A 19,882-nucleotide genomic window follows, 5' to 3' on the forward strand; every position below is an offset into this window, starting at 1 on the left:
TGATATAGCCATTTTATGGCTTATAAATTTCGATTAACCTTACAGGTTATATCCCAAAGATACATACCATTGAGAACCCACCGTAGGGTTACCCCATGACTGTACATAAGATCTATTCAGGATATTAGCACCACCCAGTTTAACGGTAGTTTTGGCTTTAGGGAAGAATTTGCTGGCTTGTGCATCCAGTGTACCATATGCAGGAATAACACCCTGGCTGGACACATTCACAGCATTGCTTACAAAAGAAGACTGCCATACAAATTGATCTTGCCATCTCCAGGTAACATTAAACCCGATATTGGATTTCGCAATGTTGCGGTTTCCTACATACAGGTTGTAACGTACTTTCGGCGTGTTGTACATTGGCAAGAAGCTGCCCAGGTCTTTCGTTACCAGTTCATTGTAAGAGATGTTACCGCCTACGGCAAAGTTCTGTGGCAGGGAATAATCTACACCCAGCGCCCAGCCCCAAGATTTGATATCCTTATCCAAGCTAACAGGTACGGAGAAGATATTTTGTCCGGTAGCTGTAGGCTGTACAAGGATTTGCGGACCATTGAAGTTTTTGAAGTTGTTGATGTACACATAAGCGTCCACGAGGAGTTTCTGTGCAAACAAGCCTTTGTAGCCCAGTTCCCATGCGCGGATTTTTTCAGGTTCAAAATCACGGAAGGTGTACTGTGTAGGATGTCCTGCCTGTACGGATTCCAGGGTGAACAGCGGTCCTGTATTCAGGTGATAACGCTCACGCAGGAATGGTAAACCACCGATCAGTCTTGCTTGTGGCGTCAACAGGTCGATGTATTGATCCTGGTTGGTAGGAATACGGAAACCTGTTTGGTAGGAAGCCCTGATATTATGAGATTCCAGGAAGGTATATACCGCAGATAAACGTGGACTGAACTGCCCCTTGAAGTTCTGGTTCTTATCATAACGCAAAGATCCAGTCAGTTTCACATGTTCATTCAGGATATTTTTCATGGCCTGTACATAACCGCCATATTCTTTTACACGGAACTCATTACCGTTATCATCTACGGCAAACAGTGTTTTTTCAGAGTTCAGTTCATATACGCGATAGTTACCACCAATAAGGATTTCAGCAAACTTCACGAGATCTTTGAAGTTATACATAAACTCTGCCTGGTAGAGGTTCGTTTTGTCCATAAATCTAGCGCCAACGCCGGTAGCATCACCTGGAATAGGTTTGCTTTTCACTTTATCAGCGGCGGCATTGAACTGATCAGATCCTGGCAGGAAACGACCGTTATCTGCCACTGTTCTGGCGCTGGTAGCAAACATGCCTCTATTGGAATTCACTGCCTGCTGGGCGGTGGCGAGTGCTTGTGCTGGTGTTGCGCCACCTGCGAGGGCTGCACCATATGCCTGCGCGAAAGCGCCTATAGATTGGGTGGCATAAGTACCGAAATACTGCTGATACCATACCTGGCTTGTTTTCCAGGCTTCGTTGATGCCGGAAGCTAAGGTACCAATGGCATAGCTATCGCCGGATCTTTCTTGTGTGGTGTACAAACGAACGTAGAAGTTAGAACCTTTTAATTCCGCCTTATACTGACCCATTTTGAAGTTCTTGATCGCATAACGGTCGGCCCCAGTATACACGGTGGTACCAGTACCGTAACTACCTTGGATCAAGGCTTCCAGGTTATCGTGAATTTTATAGTGGAAAGCGGCATTGAACTTCATGTTTTTGGTATTGTAATCCGCTACATCTTTTTCATCATAGCCGGTGCGGGTAACGAAACCATTTGCCAGTCCAGGCATCGCTGCTGCAAGTATCTGACCTGGGGTAACAGTATTGCCCAATTGTGCAGCTACTCCTGCCAGTGTTTGCGACAACTGGCTGCCTGGATTAGCAGCTTGTTGGCCCATGGCGGCAGTCATGTTCTGTGCCAGCTCATCGCCATAGACGTTTACGCCATTATAAGCCTCGTTATTGGCACGAGTACCATCGGCGAGGGTATGACCATTGGCGAGGCTCTGATCGCGGCGATCATGGGCCTGCCAGTCGTCTGCTTTGATATATCCGAAGTTGAGTTTAAACGCAAATTTATTGTTGAAGGCTTTAGCATAACGTACTGCCACGTCGTAATAGCCGGTGGTAGCGGAAGTACGACCTCCATCGTTCATGATGCCAGATTTTACATTTGCACTCAGCCCCTGATACTGGAAAGGGTTCTTACTGTTCAGCAGTACGATACCATTCAACGCATTAGGACCATAAAGGGCAGATGCGGCGCCAGGAATCAGCTCCACATTGTCCATATCCAGCTCGGAAATACCTACAATATTACCTACGGAGAAGTTCAGGCCAGGAGCTTGGTTGTCCATACCGTCTGTCAGTTGCAATACGCGGGTATTACCATTGGCATTGAAACCGCGGGTATTGACAGATTTGAAGGTCAAACTTTGGGTGCTCATTTCAACACCTTTCAGATTGGCCAAAGCGTCGTAGAAGGTAGGAGCGGGGCTGTTTTTAATGGCCCTGGAATCCAGCTTTTCGATAGATACCGGTGATTTCAAAATACTTTCCTGCACGCGACTGGCAGCTACTACCACTTCCAGACCTAGAATCTCTGTGGAAGCCAGTTCCACATTGATATCTGCGCCGGCACTGGTAACAGTGCGCTCTTCTGTTTTGTAACCTACATAGGAAAATACAAGGGTCAACGGAAATGCATGTGTGGTTTTTACCTGGAAGCCGCCGGAATTAGTGCTGACAGCCCCTTGACTAGTGCCTTTCACCGCAATACTTACACCCGAGAGCGGATTTCCACTGGTTTTGTCTTTTACAGTACCGGAAATTGTCGATTGACTCTGGGCATAGAGCAAACTGGGGACAAATAGCAATAGGTACAGCATTCGCTTTAAGAACCTGAGATGATTCATTTTCATAAACAGTGGAGGGTTTAGTTTGATTTCAGTTGATACCTAATAAATATAAGTAAAAAACTGTAATCAAACCCATCCCACTGTAAATATTCGCTAGAACCAGTCCTGTAGGATCTTTCCGATCTTTTCGAACTCAATTAGGAAGCCATCATGCCCGTAAGGGGAGTCAATTTCGTGATAGGTAGCATTTGGGAGATGATGTGCCAGGAATTGTTGCTCTTCCGGCGGACATAAAATATCGCTGGTAATACCGATGAGCAAAACTGGGATATGGATATGCGTTAGGGAGACAGTGATATCCTCATGACGGCCACGGGCAATATTATGGCTGTCCATCGCTTTTGTGAGCAGCCAGTACGACTGTGCATTAAAGCGTTTTACGAGTTTATCGCCCTGGTAAGTGATATAGGAAGACGCGCGGAAATGGTCCGTCTTTTCCTTATCTGGGTCGGATTGGGTGCGTACGAAAGTCTGGTAATTCCGATAGGTCAGCATACCAATCGCTCTTGCCGCTTTCAGTCCTTTATGACCGGCATAGGACGTTTCCTGTTCCCAGGTATGATCTGCTTCAATCGCCAATCGCTGAGCAGTATGAATGGCAATACCCCAGGCGCTTTCCGCTGCGCCGGTGCAGAGCAGGAATAATTTACCGATAATATCTTGTTCTGTCAAAGCCCATTCCATGGCCTGATAGCCACCCATAGAGCCGCCCACCAGCAGTTGAATATGTGGAATATTTAAGTGCTTGCGGAGAAGGATATGTGCTTGTACCATATCCCTTACCGTTACAGCAGGGAAGTGGCGGTACCAAGGCTTGCCTGTCTTCGGATTGTCTACAGAAGGGCCAGAGGTACCATAGCAAGAACCAAGGATATTGGCACAAACAATAAAATGGCGGGCAGGATCGATGACCTTGCCTTCACCCACCAGACCGGTCCACCAGTCGGCCACATCGCTGTTGGCTGTGAGGGCATGGCATATCCACACCACGTTACTGCCATCGGGCAGCATGGTTCCGTAGGTATGATATGCTATTTGCAGTTCCGGTAATGTTTCTCCGGATTCCAGTCTGAATGTTTCCTTGCTGTGAAATACCTTTGCCGACAACGATTTAAAATTTTCGCAAAACTAAGGTTTCAATCATTAAAAATGCAATGAAAATTCAGGAGGCCCTGCTGGTAAGGGTTTTCGCTGTCTTTGTTGGATGATCATGAATAGTTATCTTTGAAGTAGAAAACTATAGTTATGAAGATAGCATTACAAAGAATAGACGACGGATTCAATATGGAAGCAGTAGATGAAAACGGCCACAAAGTGCTGATGGATTCTTCTGTAGAAAATGGTGGAAAAAATAATGGCGTAAGACCAATGCAAATGATTATCATGGGCCTTGGTGGCTGTTCTGCCATTGATGTGGTGATGATCTTGAAGAAACAGCGCCAGGAGATCACTGATTTTCGCATCGAAATTGAAGCCGACAGAGAAAAGGGTAAAGAGCCTTCTCTTTGGGAAAATGCGCACCTAGTATTCCATCTGTATGGCAATATCGATGCAGATAAGGCTGCCCGCGCTGTTGAGCTGTCTATGAACAAATACTGCTCTGTGGCGGAAACACTGCGTAAAGGCAACACCCGGCTTACCTGGGAAGTGAAATTGAACGCCTAACTATAGAAAAATCGAGCATGCAAGAAAATCAATACCAACCGGAAACCAATGCAGTAAGGATTCAGACGGCCAGAACTGACCAGATGGAGCATTCTACCCCTATGTTCCTTACCTCCAGCTTTTGCTTTGATGATGCAGAAGAAATGAGAGCCACTTTCGCCGATGAAACCGATTTCAATATCTACAGCCGTTTCAGCAATCCTAACGTAGATGAATTCGTGCAAAAAATGGTAGTGCTGGAAGGAGCGGAGGCTGGATATGCCACCGCATCCGGCATGAGTGCCGTATTTGCTAGCTTCATGGCCCTGCTGCGTGCAGGGGATCACCTGTTATCTGCCCGTTCCATTTTTGGTTCTACACATACAGTGGTCACCAAGTTTCTGCCCAAATGGGGCATTGAATACAGCTACTTCGACATGAACGATCCTAGCAGTATCGAGGCGATGATTAAGCCTAATACTAAAATGATCTTCGTGGAAACCCCTTCCAACCCTGGTCTGGAGATAATAGATCTGGAATTGTTAGGGAAGATAGCGGCCAAACATAATATCATTCTCAATGTAGATAATTGCTTCGCGACACCTGTCCTCCAACGTCCGATTGCACTCGGCGCTCACCTGGTAACCCATTCGGCTACCAAGTGGATCGATGGTCAAGGACGTGTGCTCGGAGGGGTAGTAGTAGGAAAAAAAGAACTTATCAAGGAGATACATACTTTCTGTCGCAGTACAGGCCCAGCGATGTCGCCTTTCAATGCATGGGTGCTCAGCAAAAGCCTGGAAACACTGTATGTAAGGATGGAGCGCCATTCCCAGAGCGCACTGGCAATTGCCCAGGCGCTGGAAAGCAATCCTCATCTCAGTTCCGTGAAATATCCATACCTGCCTAGCCATCCACAGTATGCCATTGCGCAGAAACAGATGTCTGGCGGTGGCGGTATTGTATGCTTTGAACTGAAAGGCGGTATTGCCAGCGGCGTGAAGTTCCTGAACGCGCTAAAACTGCTGTCGCTCACAGCCAACCTCGGCGACTCCCGTAGTATAGCCTCTCATCCGGCCAGCACTACCCACGCCAAACTCACCGACCAGGAACGAGCTACAGTGGGTATAACGCCAGGGCTTATACGAATTTCCGTAGGACTTGAAAACGTAAAAGATATCCTCGCTGATATTCTCCAGGCACTGGAAAGCAGCAAATAATTCCCCGCAAAGGCGCAAAGTATTACCTGCTTTGCGCCTTTGTTCTTTTATGAACTTTACAAGGGAAAGTACACGTGGTTTTGAGATAAAAAATTCCCTATATTCGGATCATGAAATCCTTCGCCCATTTTTTGCTCATCCTCATCCTGGCCTATGTGGCAGGAATGACGCTTCCTTGGTGGAGCGCGCCGCTCGCGGCATTCCTGATTACCCTGTTATATCCGTTGAGGCCCGGAAAGTCTTTTTTCTCTTCTTTTAGCGCCGTCTTTATCTTGTGGTTGGTACTGGCATTCTACCAGGACATCCGTAATGATCACTTGTTGGCCAACCGTATGAGTATTACTATTCTCCAGGTAAAAAGTGCACCGTTGATGGGTGTGGTGAGCGCTTTGCTGGGTGGCCTTGCTGCTGGCTTTGCCGGACTAACGGCAGCGTATATACGCAGTACTAAAAGCACGCCAAGTGCTGCTTAATAATGGGGAATGTTCTACTGATCTAATCTTGGAATAATGAGATGCCTGCTATTACTGCTAACCATGGTGGTTAGCTTTTCTGCGTCAGGGAATACGCTGAAAGGAATTGTAACGGATGATCATCATCAGCCGTTGCCCTATGCTACGGTACTGGTGAAAGGAACTACGAACGGTACCACCACCAATGCCACTGGTCATTACCAGTTGGAACTGCCAACTGGAGATTATGTCATTATCTGCCAGTATATCGGGTTTAAAAAAACAGAACATAAAGTATCGATAAAAGAAACCGTGCAGGAGCTGGATTTCCAGTTGCAGCCGGTGAGTATGCAGGTAAAAGAGGTAGTGGTGAAGGCAGGAGGGGAAGACCCAGCCTATGCTATCATCCGCGAGGCCATCAAGAAAAGACGCTTCTACCAGCAACAGGTAAAAGAACTCACTTGTATCGCTTACAGTAAGGGTACGCTGCAATCTAGACAAGCACCAGATAAGTTATTCGGGAAGAAAATTGATAAGGCGGATATGGGCGTGGATAGCGCAGGAAAAGGCGTGATTTTCTTGACGGAAACAGTCAGCAAGGTGTCCTACCGCATGCCGGACAAGATGAAGCTGGAAGTAATCAGCTCTCGTAAAAGTGGGGGCGGAATTGGTTTGAGTTTTCCTGCATTCATTAGTTTCTATGACAACAACGTAGAGGCGGTAATCACGCAAATGGGCCCCAGAGGCTATATTTCACCCATTGCAGAAAATGCGCTCAACTTCTATAAATACCGATTGGAAGGCTCTTTCATAGAAGATGGAAAGAATGTTTATAAGATAACGGTGATTCCTAAACGAAAATTTGAACCCCTGTTTTCTGGTTCTATTTTCATTACGGATGGCGACTGGCGCATTCACAGTACTAACTTGTTGCTTACGCCAGAATACCAACTGGAATTGATGGACACATTATTGATCCGGCAAACGCATGTACCCGTAAACCAAGACGTATGGCGTATTAAAGACCAGGTAGTACATATTGCATTTCAGAAATTCGGATTTAAAGCGGATGGTAATTTTGTAAGCGTTTATTCTGATTACAACTTGCATCCTAATCTTCCTGATAGATACTTTGAGAAAGTGGTAATGAAACTGGATTCCTCTTTTGATAAAAAGCCTGTTTCTTACTGGGATAGTATCCGGCCAGTGCCATTGGAAACCTATGAGGCGCAGGATTTTCATACAAAGGACAGTGCGGCCAAAGCCAACAGGGATAGTGCTGCGAGTCGCTATAGAATCGATTCTATACAACGTAAGCAGGGGCACGTAAAAGTGATGGATGTGTTGTGGAACAATGTAAAGCATAACTATTACTTCCATCGGGATAGTGCCATCGTGTACAACGCGTTTTATATGAAGTCGCTCCTAAAGGCGCTGAAATATAATACAGTAGAGGGATTGGTATTGGCGCTGGAACCTTCCATTGTTTTCAATACGGGTAAAAGTGAAGCCCTGATGGTATCGCCATACTTTAGGTATGGGCTGAGTAATACGCATCTCAACGCTGGGCTGGGATTGAGTTACACCAATGAAAGCCGACTCTTTCACAAAACGGGACGCAATGCTTTCCAATTGTCTGGAGGGAAACGTGTCTCCCAATTTAATCATGAAAACCCGATTGACAATATCGCCAACGAATTCTATACGCTTATCCTGCGGGAGAATTACATGAAGTTGTATGAAAACTGGTTTGCCAAAGGAGTTTACACGCGTACGTTCGAAAATAACTATAGGCTTACCCTCAGTGGTACGTACGAGAATCGTATCCCACTAGAAAATACGACCGATTTCAGCATCTTCGGCAGTAAGAACAAACAGTTCCTGCCGAACCATCCATATGAATTAGCCAATGTGCCGTTTGAGAGACACAGTGCCGTCGTGATGGAAGCTTCCTTTCATTTTCAGCCAGGGCAGCGGTTTATAGAGCTGCCGGATAGGAGAGTGCCGTTTGGTTCAAAGGCGCCTATTTTTGAAATCAGCTACGCCAAAGGTATTCCGGGTATTGCTGGGAGTGTGGTGAACTTCGACAAATGGAAGGTGGGGATACAAGATGCGGTCAACTTAAAACTCTTTGGTGAATTCCGATATCATGTTAATCTCGGCGGATTCCTCAATAGTAAGGACGTAGAGATCCCGGACTATCAGCATTTCAATGGTAACCAAACCTTCTATACGCTGAAGTACCTGAACAGTTTCCAATTGGCGCCTTATTACTTGTACAGTACTACGGCCTCTTTCTATACCACCGCCAACGTAGAACATCATTTCAATGGTTTGTTGACCAATAAAATACCATTGTTCAATCGGCTGAAGTGGAACCTGGTAGCGGGCGCGAATGCCTTTTATGTCAATGGGGACAATAACTATTTAGAGGTATTTGCAGGCTTAGAAAATATCTTCAAAATTGCCCGTGTAGATGTGATTGCGGGTTATCAGAGCAAGGATAATACGCGTGTAGGCGTGCGTGTTGGATTTGGTGGGGTGCTGGGTAACTTGCTCAAACCCAATTAACAGGAAATAAAGAAAATAAAAAGTCGGGAAGATACGTGCCACTGGCGCGGATTTTTCCCGACTTTTTTTGTGAAAGGTGCCGTTGGAAAGGGGCTACTTGCCTTTTCTGACTTTACGGCTGGCACCACTGTCGAAGTAATACGCTAATAATCGATAAACCCATATTCCGACAATAGCGTACAAGAAATAAGTAACATAATGACTCATGACATAACATTTTTGGGTTAAACAATAATCTTCTCGAACCTATATTCAAATCAAATGCCAATCGGGGTATCTTAACTTTAAGCTAAAATTATATACAATAATAATCAAATAGTTAGAATTCAATAAATAACTTTTTCACACTTTATGAACATTTTTCCAGTAGATATTAAGGCAAATTTGTATCTGATAATCCAGTTTATTCACTATCTACTCCTCACACATAAATGTTATCTGTAATGGGTGACTCGAAAAAAATAGGGAAATGGGGCCAAAAAAAATCGACGGCTAGTAGAAACCAGCCGTCTTTCAGTATTTACGTTTTTATACTTTATGAAAAATTGTTTTTATACGCGATGTGCGACCTGGGTCGAAGTATGCGCAATTATATTTACCAGTAAGGAAGAAATATCATTTGAATTTTTGACAAGATATGCTGCTGCACCGGCTTTCCGGCATCTATTGGCTACTTCGGCAAAGCCTATGGTAGCGCAAACAATCACAATAGCCTCACATGTATTTCGGATGGTGGTGACCAGGGAGTCTACCGTCGCATGATTCCAGAAACTGTCTAAGATAATGAGATCGTAAGAGTGGTGTTGTAATTGTTGTAGTGCTAGATCAGCATCCTGTTGCAGGTTTACACCAAAATGTACACGTTCAAGCGCACTTTTAAGTGACTGACCAAATACAACATCGCTATCAATAACTAAAACATTTTTGCTGCTGATTTCCTGAAATCTGCCGGTGTAACGTGCGGGGTCCATACACATGATTTTGGTTTCAGAACGCCCCGGCAAAAAAATAAGCGCGGGACTCTTACATTCACCGATCGTTCAGGAGCCCGTAGGATGGCAGAAGGACGTGGCAAAGAAGAGCCCGCGCTAGTAGCACGAGCTTTACCTTCTCCTCGTTTCCTTCTTTGAAATTTCCTACGTTTCCTGAAGACGAGTTTAAAAGAATCAGCTTCAATCTTTTAACTTGGAGCTGCAATATAGCAATTTACTGCATAATTACAGGACTCCAGATGAAATTGATCCCCTTAACCGTAAATTAACGATAAATATTGACATGTTATCATATCTGGATAAAAAAATCTATATCCATCGGTAATAAAATACATCATATATGTGTTCATGACATATATCAGCTTTTTCTTCCGCAGAATTGACCTAATTTTGCGACTGCTACAGCAGAGTAGGCTGAATTAGACAAAGGAATAGATGAAGGGGGTGTTTCCCCATTTTTTATTGATTGCAGGTCAGTACTTTATGCTGAAATTTTGTTCACTAGGCACGTGTCCTTAAAATTTCAATGTAATGCCATTACACAACAGAGTTTCCGCAGCGGAACTGAAAATCAAGCTGCAAGAAGAAACATTCAAACGCATCACCGTTTCTTTCTATCAATATGCGAAAATAGAAGACCCACAAGCTTTTCGCGATGCGCTCTACACGGATCTATTTAAACTGGGAGTTTTCGGAAGAATCTATGTCGCCCACGAAGGGATCAACGCACAGATCAGCGTGCCGGAACACAACTTTGAGGCCTTTCGCGATGCCCTCTACAATGTGAGCTTCCTCAACGGCATCCGCCTCAACATCGCAGTAGATGACGATGGCAAATCCTTCTATGTGCTGAAAATTAAAGTACGCGAGAAGATCGTTGCGGACGGAATTGAGGATCCGAGCTTCGATATGGATAACAGAGGTAAATACCTCAATGCATCGGCTTTCAACGAAATGGTAGATACTTCTGAAACCATTATCGTAGACATGCGAAACCACTACGAATACGAGGTAGGCCACTTCGAAGGAGCTATCGAAGTACCATCTGATACTTTCCGCGAACAATTGCCAATGGCAGTGGATATGCTGAAAGATCAGAAAGATAAAAACATCATCATGTACTGCACCGGTGGTATCCGCTGCGAAAAAGCATCTGCATACATGTTGCACAATGGCTTCAAAAATGTGTATCACCTGGAAGGTGGTATCATTGAATACACGAACAAAGCCAAAACACAAGGCCTTCCCGTTAAATTCAAAGGTAAAAACTTTGTATTCGATGACCGCCTTGGAGAACGTATTACAGAGGATATTATCTCTGAATGCCACCAGTGTGGTAAACCCTGCGATACACATACGAACTGCCTGAATGATGGCTGCCATCTGCTCTTTATTCAGTGTGAAGAATGCGCCGCTAAATACGATGGCTGCTGCAGTGAAGATTGTAAAACAGTACATGCTTTACCAGCAGAAGAACAGGCTGAACTCCGCAAGGGTGTTGAGAAAGGACTGATGTTCAACAAATCAAGACGAAGAAGAAATAAAGTATAAATAAATCCACTCGGAAGAGGGGGTAACAAATGTCTCAGAATGGGCGTCTCAAATATCATTGAGACGCCCATTGTGTGTAAATTATTTCACAGAAATACGATCCCATAGTACAACTGTATCTGTTCCTTATAAAGAGGCCCAGTATCTCGCAACAATGCGCGTTCCCACCAGAATTCACCGGCCCTGGCATCCACTGTTAATGCGCTGAAGGTATTATCTGTTTTATGCACCGTATCTACAAAATCCATGAATGATGGATAGACCCGCAGTTCCCTGTCCTCTAATATTTTCTCCATCATACTCCTGAACACGATTCCCTCATCAAAATCGAAGACAGAACCAGCATAAACGCCCTGGCATTCTTGCACAAAATTATTCCAATGTAATGCAATCGCATCTGGTGTAACCAGGTCCGCATGTTCCCAATGAATTTGCTGTAACCCTTTTTTAAACTGATGTAGATATATGTCGTTCATACGCTCGGTTTAGTATTTTTCGCTACAGTAAAAGTACCTCAAAAATCGGAGAGCTACCTCAGCAAGCGTTAAACTATCCGTTTACTCGATTGTTTTATCTAATGGGCTTACCCATAAACAGCCTGGAAGGAGGTAAAAAAAATGAGGAGCAAAAATATTTTTCCTACCGTTATATTCTTTATCATCTTTGCCGCGGTCGTAGGAATTGCGTATTCTGGCACTGGCATGAAATCAGCTAGTAGTGCGGTTATTGTGGCGGTAGGGATATTGATCGCATCACTGGTATCATCGGCCATCAAAATTGCAGATCCCTGGGATCGGGCAGTGGTACTACGATTAGGCAAGTTCTGGCGTCTCAGAGGGCCGGGACTTTTTTTTATCATACCCGTGATTGATACCATTGCATACTGGATTGATACCAGGGTGATCGCTACATCATTTAAAGCGGAAAAAACGCTGACCAAAGATACCGTTCCGGTAGATGTAGATGCGGTACTGTTCTGGAAAGTGATGAACCCAGAGCGGGCAGCACTGGAAGTAGCAGATTATATAAACGCCATCAGTTGGGCATCACAGACCGCCCTGCGTGATGTAATCGGTAAAACATTACTGGCAGATATGCTGGAAGGCAGAGAGAAAATCAGTGCGGTGTTACAGAAAATTATCGATGAACGTACTGAGCCCTGGGGTATCCAGGTAAGATCTGTAGAGATTAAAGACGTATTGATACCACCCTCCCTTGAAAACGCGATGTCCATGCAGGCGCAGGCAGAAAGGGAACGTCAGGCGAGAGTGATCCTCGGAGATTCAGAACGACAAGTAGCAGAGAAATTCAACGAGGCCGCCAAGACATATGCCAACAACCCTACGGCGCTGCATCTGAGAGCAATGAACATGCTTTATGAAGGACTTAAACAAAACGCTACCGTTGTGATTGTACCTAGCTCTGCGATCGATACTATGCAGTTAGGAGGCCTTCTTAAAAAGGAATAAAATAATCTACAAAAAAAATCCACCCCGCGTGGTTTCTTCTCGGCGGGGTGGAGCGATTGAGTCTTTTACAGTGGGCTGGATATCATCCGGCCCTTTCTGTTGCTGGGCCCATTCTATCAACCTATATGCGAACTAAAAATTTTTATCTCGCAAAGCAGGAGAGGGTTGATACGCAGAGACACGATTTATTGACGGCGCATCTGCTTCTCTGTGCTTAGCGGGCATTACACTGCCTTCTGTTCAATTCCTTTTCTATATGCAGTATAGAAGATGATCGGGAATACCAACAGCGTCAATACCGTAGCTGTTATCAATCCTCCGATCACTACAATGGCCAGTGGCTTCTGGGTCTCAGATCCAATACCGTGAGACAATGCCGCTGGTACCAAACCAATTGCCGCCATCAAGGCGGTCATTACCACTGGACGAATACGACTCTGTACACCTGATTTGATAGCATCATTGAGATTCATGCGTTGCTCCAAGTTCTTATGAAATACAGAAATCAGGATCACGCCATTCTGTATACAAATACCAAAGAGCGCAATGAAACCTACCCCTGCTGAGATACCGAAGTTCATACCAGTAACATGCAATGCGAGTATCCCTCCAATCAGCGCAAATGGTACGTTCATCAATACCAGACCCGCGTCTTTCACATTACCCAACATGATAAACAATACAAGGAAGATGGCTACGATACTGATAGGTACTACTTGTCCCAGTCGTTGGGTAGCACGTACTTGGTTTTCAAATTCACCTGTCCAGCCAATGCTATAGGCTTTTGGCAGCTTAATAGCTTTGCTGACGCGTTCCTGTGCTTCTGCAATGGTGCTTCCCAAGTCGCGGTCACGAACGGAGAATTTAACCCCAATGAAACGCTTATTGGTATCGCGATAAATGAAGGCAGGACCAGTAATCGTTTTGATCTCTGCGATCTCTTTCAGCGGCACTTTATTACCATTGATGGTAGGCACCATCAGGTTGGCCAGATCATCTTCCGTTTTACGATAGTTCTCATCGTAACGGATACGTATGTCGAATTTCTTTTCTCCTTCATACAACTGAGTGGCGGTTTTACCGCCAATGGCCATTTCAATCACAGCCTGTGCATCACCGGTAGATACACCGTACTGGGCCATTTTATTGTCATCCAGGTTGATGCTCATTTCCGGCTGACCAATATTACGGATAACACCCAAGTCTTTGATACCTTGTACACTCTTCAACTGTGCTACCACTTGCTGTGATAAGGCTTCCAGCTTCACGAGATCATCACCGAATATTTTCACACCATTGGCAGCTTTGAAACCTGCTACGGCTTCCGATACGTTATCGCTGATAGGCTGGGAGAAGTTCAGGATAATACCAGGATATTTTCTCAGTCGGCCTTCCATTTGCGCGATCAACTCATCCTGTGTAATCTTACGTTTCCAATCTGCTTTCGGTACCAGGTCTACTTGATATTGTACGAAGTAAAAACCATTAGGATCGGTACCATCGTTAGAACGACCTACTTGTGAGAGCACCCGTTTTACTTCTGGGAATCCACCCAGATCCTGGCGAATATCACGGGCCATCTTCGTGCTTTCTGTGAGCGACATACTCATTGGTAACTCGGTGGTTACCCAGAGGGAACCTTCATTCAACTGCGGCAGGAACTCTGTTCCCAGGAATTTGGCAGATAGAAATACGAGTACCATAAAGGCCAATGATGCAATGAGGCTCAATCGCTTGTTACGGTAAGTCCAGCTAAACCCGTTGGTCACTATGCGATCGAAGAAGTGCACGACTACATTGTTCTTCTCTTTTACATTTTTGTTTAGGAGAATAGAACATAATACTGGCACCAGTGTTAGGGTGAACAGTAATGCGCCCAGCAATGCAAATCCCAGTGTCCAGGCCAGCGGCGAGAACATTTTACCTTCTACTTTCTGGAAAGAGAAGATAGGTACCAGGGAAATGATGATGATGAGTTTAGAAAAGAAGATTGCTTTTGCAAGATCGCCGCCGGTCTGTTTGATCCAGCCTAATTTGGCCATCTTGTTAAACCGTTCCATCCCGTATTTATGGGCCTTATGGTCTAGCATTACAAATATCCCTTCCACCATCACAACAGCTCCATCGATGATGATACCGAAGTCGATAGCGCCCATCGACAGCAGGTTTGCGCTCATGCCTTTCATACGCAGACACATAAACGCAAACAACAAGGCCAATGGAATAATGATCGATACAATCACGGTAGTACGCCAGTCGGCCATGAAGATGAATACAATCACCGTCACGAAAATGATACCTTCTAATAGGTTATGCATCACCGTATGGGTACAGAATTCCATCAAGGTATCTCGATCATAGAAGGTCACCATTTTGATGTCTTCCGGCAATACGGTGTCGTTCAGCTCTTTCAGCTTTTCTTTCAGTCGGGCGAGTACTTCGGAAGGGTTTTCTCCTTTACGCATCACCACAATCCCTTCCACGATATCATCGTCTTTGTCCAATCCCACTTGACCTACACGAGGAGCAGAGGCTTGGTGCACGTTGGCGAGATCTTTAACGAGTAGGGGAACGCCATTGATATTTTGAACGATGATATTTTGGATATCCTGTATGCTGTTGAGCAACCCGATACCGCGCACCACATAAGCTTGGCCGTTCTTTTCAATCACGTCTCCCCCCACATTCACGTTACTTTTACTGACAGCCTGGTAAAGCTCTAGGGGAGTAATATCATACTTTGCCAATCGTACTGGATCAGCGGAAAGCTCATAGATTTTTTCTTGTCCGCCGAATGCTACCACGTCTGCAACGCCGGGCACACTGCGGATTTGACGGTCTATCACCCAGTTCTGCCAGGTGAGTAGATCCCTGGAATCCCTTTTTGGACTTTTCAGGTAATAGCGGAAAATCTCACCGGTAGGGCCATACGGAGGTTGTACTTCCGGACCAGCGCCATCGGGCAAACTCACCGTGGCCAGCATGTTGTTTACTTGCTGACGGGCGAAGAAATCTTCCACATCGTCTTCGAAAATAATTGTTACGACAGAGAGTCCGAACATCGTCACCGAACGCACGCTGGTTTTGCGTTGTACGGCATTCATGGATACTTCAATAGGCAGTGTTACGAAGCGTTCTACCTCTTGTGCACTACGACCGTTCCATTTGGTAACGATGACGATCTGGGTGTTGGTCACATCGGGAAACGCCTCGATAGGTGTATGTACAAAGGAGAAAACGCCTGCGATAATGAGCGTTATTACCCCGATAAAAACAAAGAGTTTGTTCTTAAGGGAGAATGCTACAATATTTCGAATAAATTTATTCATGTTCCTGTTTCTTTAGAAAGCCACTCTGGTCCTGATTCCCAAGATATTAACTGGTCCGCGGTCTTTATTGTAGCCAGGATTGAGCACAAATTGGTAGTCGGGAGTAATGGCAAGATGCAGTTTAGAAATGTTCCAGCTATAGTATAACTCCAGGATGCCTTCATGGCCATAGTTCAGTTGTCCGTCGCCGATCATAAAACCATAACCGCCTGCGGCGAGGTATTTTTGATGATCTCGGGAGATGCCATTCACTACAATTGCCAATCCCATTCTATCCTGTGGACGATGCCAGCGGTTACCTGCCTGCACCCATCCCGCACTGATGGTTTGATCAATTTCTGTGAAAGCCCATGTCTGGTTATGACCATCGTTCCAAGAAGCTTTGAGGAAAGCGCCACCATCATCGGTGAATTCCTGGTCCATATTGATCCCGAAACCATACTTGGTATGGCCATTGCGGCCAACAGCATCCACATTAGGCGTATCTACCGCTACGCGGATGGCTTCCAGGTAATTGCCCATAGGGGCTTGGTTCAGAAAGGTCATGAAACGGATATTCCCTTCATGTTTACCATGGAGTTGGTGCGTATGCGTTAGTTCCGCCATCCAGCCGTTGGACTTACCATAGTTATAGTTCAGTTTTGGGCCATTGGCTTCAACTGGCTCCAATGAAGAGGCCATTTGCGCCATCCAGTTATCCTTGCGGTATTGCAGGGTAACGGCCATGGTATAACCTCGTACATCCGCAGGATAATCCCAGGCGGCATTATTCATCAAGCCCCAGTTGAGAAACTGCGTTCTTGGATCATGGCTATAGCTGTTCAAATCAAAATAGTCGGCCAGACTATATTTACCCACTATGAACCGGAGGTAATGCATTGGAGTGGTTCCCGCTACGTTGTTCTGGTCATCCTCATCGGTTTCTACACGGGAGGTAAACGGCAACGTATACACGCCAAAAGCTCTGGCCAAGTAAATCTTAGGGGTAGGGTCACCAATCCGGAAGGTTTCACCATTAGGAAATCCGGCGATACCAGTGGCTTTGCTCAAACCCTTTCCTCCGGCGAGTTCCGGGTTGATGAACAGTTCCAGGTTTTTCACCGGGCGAATACCGGCATATATGGTACTGGTAATGGAGGTGGCTCCAGGCTCGTGGGTTTCAAAGCTGTTCAATCCGGTGTATTTAGCCGGAAAATCAGGATGCCACTGCGTTACCAGCGTTTGCTGGAAGTGAAATGTGTAGGGGATCAGTGAATCTTTCTTTTCTTGTGCTGATCCATGCAAGACGCCGAGAGACAGGAGTCCGACGGTTAAAAATTTTTTCATACGGACGATTAGTCTTTTAGTGCGTCGTAAATAAGTAATTGATTTTTGGAGATCACTTTCTCATCGGGCTGAAGGCCTGACTGAATGTAAGTGACATCTCCAGCGGCTTTGGCTACTTCTACTTGCCTTACTGAAATGTTGAATTTATCTTTAAACACCAGTACATAGTTTTTACTATTATCAAAAATGACGGAAGCAGATGGCACTGCGATCTTCTCATCATTGTCTTTATAGGAAACATAGACGGTGGCAAACATTTCGGGTTTAAGCTCCATTTTTTTATTATCGATGCTGATACGCACCTGCATGGTTTTGGTAGCGGGATCCAGGAAGTTATAGATCTTGTCGATACGGCCATGGAAGGGCTGATCAGGGTAGCTCACGGTTACGACCTTCGCATCATAACCTTCTTTGATTCTCGCGATATCTGTTTCGAACACATTGGCCATTACCCATACGTCATCCAATTCGGAGATAGTGAAGATATTGGTGCTGTTATCGGTACGGATCTCCATGTTATTATTGATGTTCTTCTCAATAATATATCCGGAAATCGGCGCTGTTACGAGGTAGGTAGCGCCTTTCCCTTTACGGTATATTTTAAAAAGATCGTTCAGGCGTGTGATTTCGGCGTTGGATTTTGCCAGGTCGCCTTTGGCATTTACTACATCTTTTTCAGTGGAGAGGCGGCTGTCGTACAGGTCCTGTGCTACTTTCAGGTTTTTCTCGGCCACGCCTTGGTCGGAGCGGGCTTGTGCCAATTGTTTTTCATAATCGGCGATTTCCGCACTATGAATCACTGCTAGTACTTGTCCTTTCTGTACGTAATCGCCTAATTGTACTTTGATATCTTGCACATAACCACTCACCAGGGGAAATACTTTCAGTACTTTACCGCCGTTGGGAGCGACCTTTCCGGAGAGGCGAAGTAGGTTCTGCACCGGTTGCATGCGGGCAGTATCAATACGGATATTTTTGAGCATGGTGTCGCTGAGAACGAAAGTACTTTTCTCTGTATCTTCAGCCTGGGTGTGTTTGCATCCACTCCATATAACTGCTGCCAGCAGCGAAAACCCGATGAATATGATAGGGCGCGTCATGTGCTTAGTTTTTAAATAATTCTTGTCCTGTAGCATAGTTGAGTTCTTCGTATGCATTAACCCTGTTTGATAAAAATTTGTTGATATTTTTTGCGTTATCGCTGTAGCTGTTGAAGTAGTCAATAAATTGTAACAGGGAGAGGTTACCTTTTCGGAAATTCTTCGCTACCTCTGTTATCAGCGTATCGAACTCGCCCTGAAACTGGTGCAGGTCAAAGTCTTTGTAACGCTTTTCCAACTGAATGATACGGTGATAGGCATTTAACACTTCTGTCTGTGCAATGTTCTGTTGCTGCTGAAATTGAGCGGCTTCACTTTTCATGGCATATTGGGCAGAGCGGATATTGCCCTGGTTGCGGTTCCAGAGAGGAAGGTCGATGCCTACAGTCAATCCAATGAAGTTGTTGATATAACTACCTTGCTTGTCATAAGTAGCGCCCACGTGTAAATCAGGCACCGCCAGGGATTTCTGTAATCGGTAATTCAGTTCGGCAGTCTGGTACTCCAAAGCCGCTACTTTCACATCGGGGCGGTTTTGGGTAGCATTATCCATGAGTTGTGGCAATTGGATATGATCTAGACTGTAATGGGCCAGGTCCGCAGGCTGCAAACTGGCCACGTAGAAGTCCTGGCTATGAAGTAACTGTTGGAGGTTTTTCTGTGATTCGAGTTCATCCTGCTTTAGGTCCGCATAATCGTTTTCTAGTCCCACTTGGAGGGCTTGGAGTCTCACTAAATCAGCATGTGCAACAGCTCCTTTTTTATCGGCATCCACATATGCGTTGACGATCGTCTGGAGATTGCCCATCTGTTCTTTCAGTACTTTCCCTGATTGCTGGATGTAATAAATATTGTAGTAATTCTGGCGCAGTTGCAGCTTTAAAACGCGTACCAGTTCATCGAAGGTGGCCTCATTCATTTTGCTGGCAGCAGCAGCCAGTTGAATGCTCTTATTACGTTTGCCCGCCAGTCTTATCAACTGATCGATGTTGTACGAGGTTTCTCCATCGGAGCCTACTCTAAAGGGTTGCACATGGTCTGTGCTTCCAAAACCCAGTGTGGCATTGAAACTGGGGTTATCCCAGATTTTCGCTTGTCTAATAAGTGCTTTGGATGCATCAATTTGATATCGTTGTGCGAGTAAAGCATAGTTACGGACGAGGAAGGAGTCTTCCACTGCCTGCAGCGTTATAGGTGTTGGCTGACTTTGAGCTCTGAGAGGTTGTTTAAAGCCCAAGCCAATAGTGCATGCTGATACGATCAGCATCCTGAATGTTCGCATATAGCCCAATTTGAAGGGACAAAAATCTTA

The 19,882-nt window shown here is 45.3% G+C and carries 14 protein-coding genes; 6 read left to right on the plus strand and 8 right to left on the minus strand.

All coding sequences use genetic code 11. From position 1 onward, the window contains the following. Positions 1–39 precede the first annotated feature (39 nt). Together JO154_RS14370 and metX are read right to left on the minus strand one after the other, a co-directional pair. A complete protein-coding gene (locus JO154_RS14370) occupies positions 40–2,919 on the minus strand; it encodes a TonB-dependent receptor (RefSeq protein ID WP_291946661.1) in 2,880 nt (959 codons plus the stop codon). A gap of 90 nt (positions 2,920–3,009) precedes the next feature. Then, positions 3,010–4,023: a homoserine O-acetyltransferase gene (gene metX, locus JO154_RS14375; RefSeq protein ID WP_291946664.1), complete on the minus strand. Its 1,014-nt coding sequence runs from the start codon at positions 4,021–4,023 to the stop codon at positions 3,010–3,012. Positions 4,024–4,161: 138 nt separating this feature from the next. Between metX and JO154_RS14380 the strand changes: the two genes are divergently transcribed. From JO154_RS14380 to JO154_RS14395, 4 genes are all read left to right on the plus strand, one after another. Continuing rightward, positions 4,162–4,581, plus strand: a complete 420-nt coding sequence (locus tag JO154_RS14380; RefSeq protein ID WP_291946666.1) for an OsmC family protein — start codon at positions 4,162–4,164, stop codon at positions 4,579–4,581. A gap of 17 nt (positions 4,582–4,598) precedes the next feature. Then, positions 4,599–5,780, plus strand: coding sequence for an O-succinylhomoserine sulfhydrylase (locus JO154_RS14385; RefSeq protein WP_291946668.1), 1,182 nt, complete (start codon positions 4,599–4,601; stop codon positions 5,778–5,780). Between the two features lie 110 nt (positions 5,781–5,890). Continuing rightward, positions 5,891–6,253 (plus strand): hypothetical protein, encoded by a 363-nt coding sequence (locus JO154_RS14390; protein WP_291946670.1) that lies wholly within the window; start codon positions 5,891–5,893, stop codon positions 6,251–6,253. A 36-nt stretch (positions 6,254–6,289) separates the two neighbouring features. Then, positions 6,290–8,803: a DUF5686 family protein gene (locus JO154_RS14395; RefSeq protein ID WP_291946672.1), complete on the plus strand. Its 2,514-nt coding sequence runs from the start codon at positions 6,290–6,292 to the stop codon at positions 8,801–8,803. A gap of 551 nt (positions 8,804–9,354) precedes the next feature. On the opposite strand, the gene JO154_RS14400 is transcribed toward JO154_RS14395, so the two are convergent. Next, positions 9,355–9,774, minus strand: coding sequence for a response regulator (locus tag JO154_RS14400; protein ID WP_291946673.1), 420 nt, complete (start codon positions 9,772–9,774; stop codon positions 9,355–9,357). Between the two features lie 552 nt (positions 9,775–10,326). Here JO154_RS14400 and JO154_RS14405 point away from each other — a divergent pair. Further along, on the plus strand, positions 10,327–11,346 hold the full coding sequence (locus JO154_RS14405) for a rhodanese-related sulfurtransferase (protein ID WP_291946675.1): 1,020 nt from the start codon (positions 10,327–10,329) through the stop codon (positions 11,344–11,346). A gap of 86 nt (positions 11,347–11,432) precedes the next feature. Here JO154_RS14405 and JO154_RS14410 read toward each other — a convergent pair whose 3' ends face one another. Continuing rightward, entirely contained in the window at positions 11,433–11,822 is a 390-nt protein-coding gene (locus JO154_RS14410; protein WP_291946677.1) for a hypothetical protein, read from the minus strand. Between the two features lie 141 nt (positions 11,823–11,963). Here JO154_RS14410 and JO154_RS14415 point away from each other — a divergent pair, with 141 nt between their 5' ends. Beyond that, a complete protein-coding gene (locus tag JO154_RS14415) occupies positions 11,964–12,815 on the plus strand; it encodes a slipin family protein (protein ID WP_291946679.1) in 852 nt (283 codons plus the stop codon). Positions 12,816–13,039: 224 nt separating this feature from the next. On the opposite strand, the gene JO154_RS14420 is transcribed toward JO154_RS14415, so the two are convergent. From JO154_RS14420 to JO154_RS14435, 4 genes are read right to left on the minus strand one after another with little or no spacing between them, the layout of a single operon-like run. Continuing rightward, a complete protein-coding gene (locus JO154_RS14420) occupies positions 13,040–16,144 on the minus strand; it encodes a CusA/CzcA family heavy metal efflux RND transporter (protein WP_291946681.1) in 3,105 nt (1,034 codons plus the stop codon). Positions 16,145–16,156: 12 nt separating this feature from the next. Continuing rightward, positions 16,157–17,470, minus strand: a complete 1,314-nt coding sequence (locus JO154_RS14425) for a carbohydrate porin (protein WP_291946683.1) — start codon at positions 17,468–17,470, stop codon at positions 16,157–16,159. Between the two features lie 8 nt (positions 17,471–17,478). Beyond that, positions 17,479–18,570 (minus strand): efflux RND transporter periplasmic adaptor subunit, encoded by a 1,092-nt coding sequence (locus JO154_RS14430; protein WP_291946685.1) that lies wholly within the window; start codon positions 18,568–18,570, stop codon positions 17,479–17,481. Positions 18,571–18,574: 4 nt separating this feature from the next. Next, positions 18,575–19,852, minus strand: coding sequence for a TolC family protein (locus JO154_RS14435; RefSeq protein WP_291946687.1), 1,278 nt, complete (start codon positions 19,850–19,852; stop codon positions 18,575–18,577). Between the last annotated feature and the right edge of the window lie 30 nt (positions 19,853–19,882).

The organism is Chitinophaga sp. (genome assembly GCF_019236475.1).
Lineage (GTDB): Bacteria > Bacteroidota > Bacteroidia > Chitinophagales > Chitinophagaceae > Chitinophaga.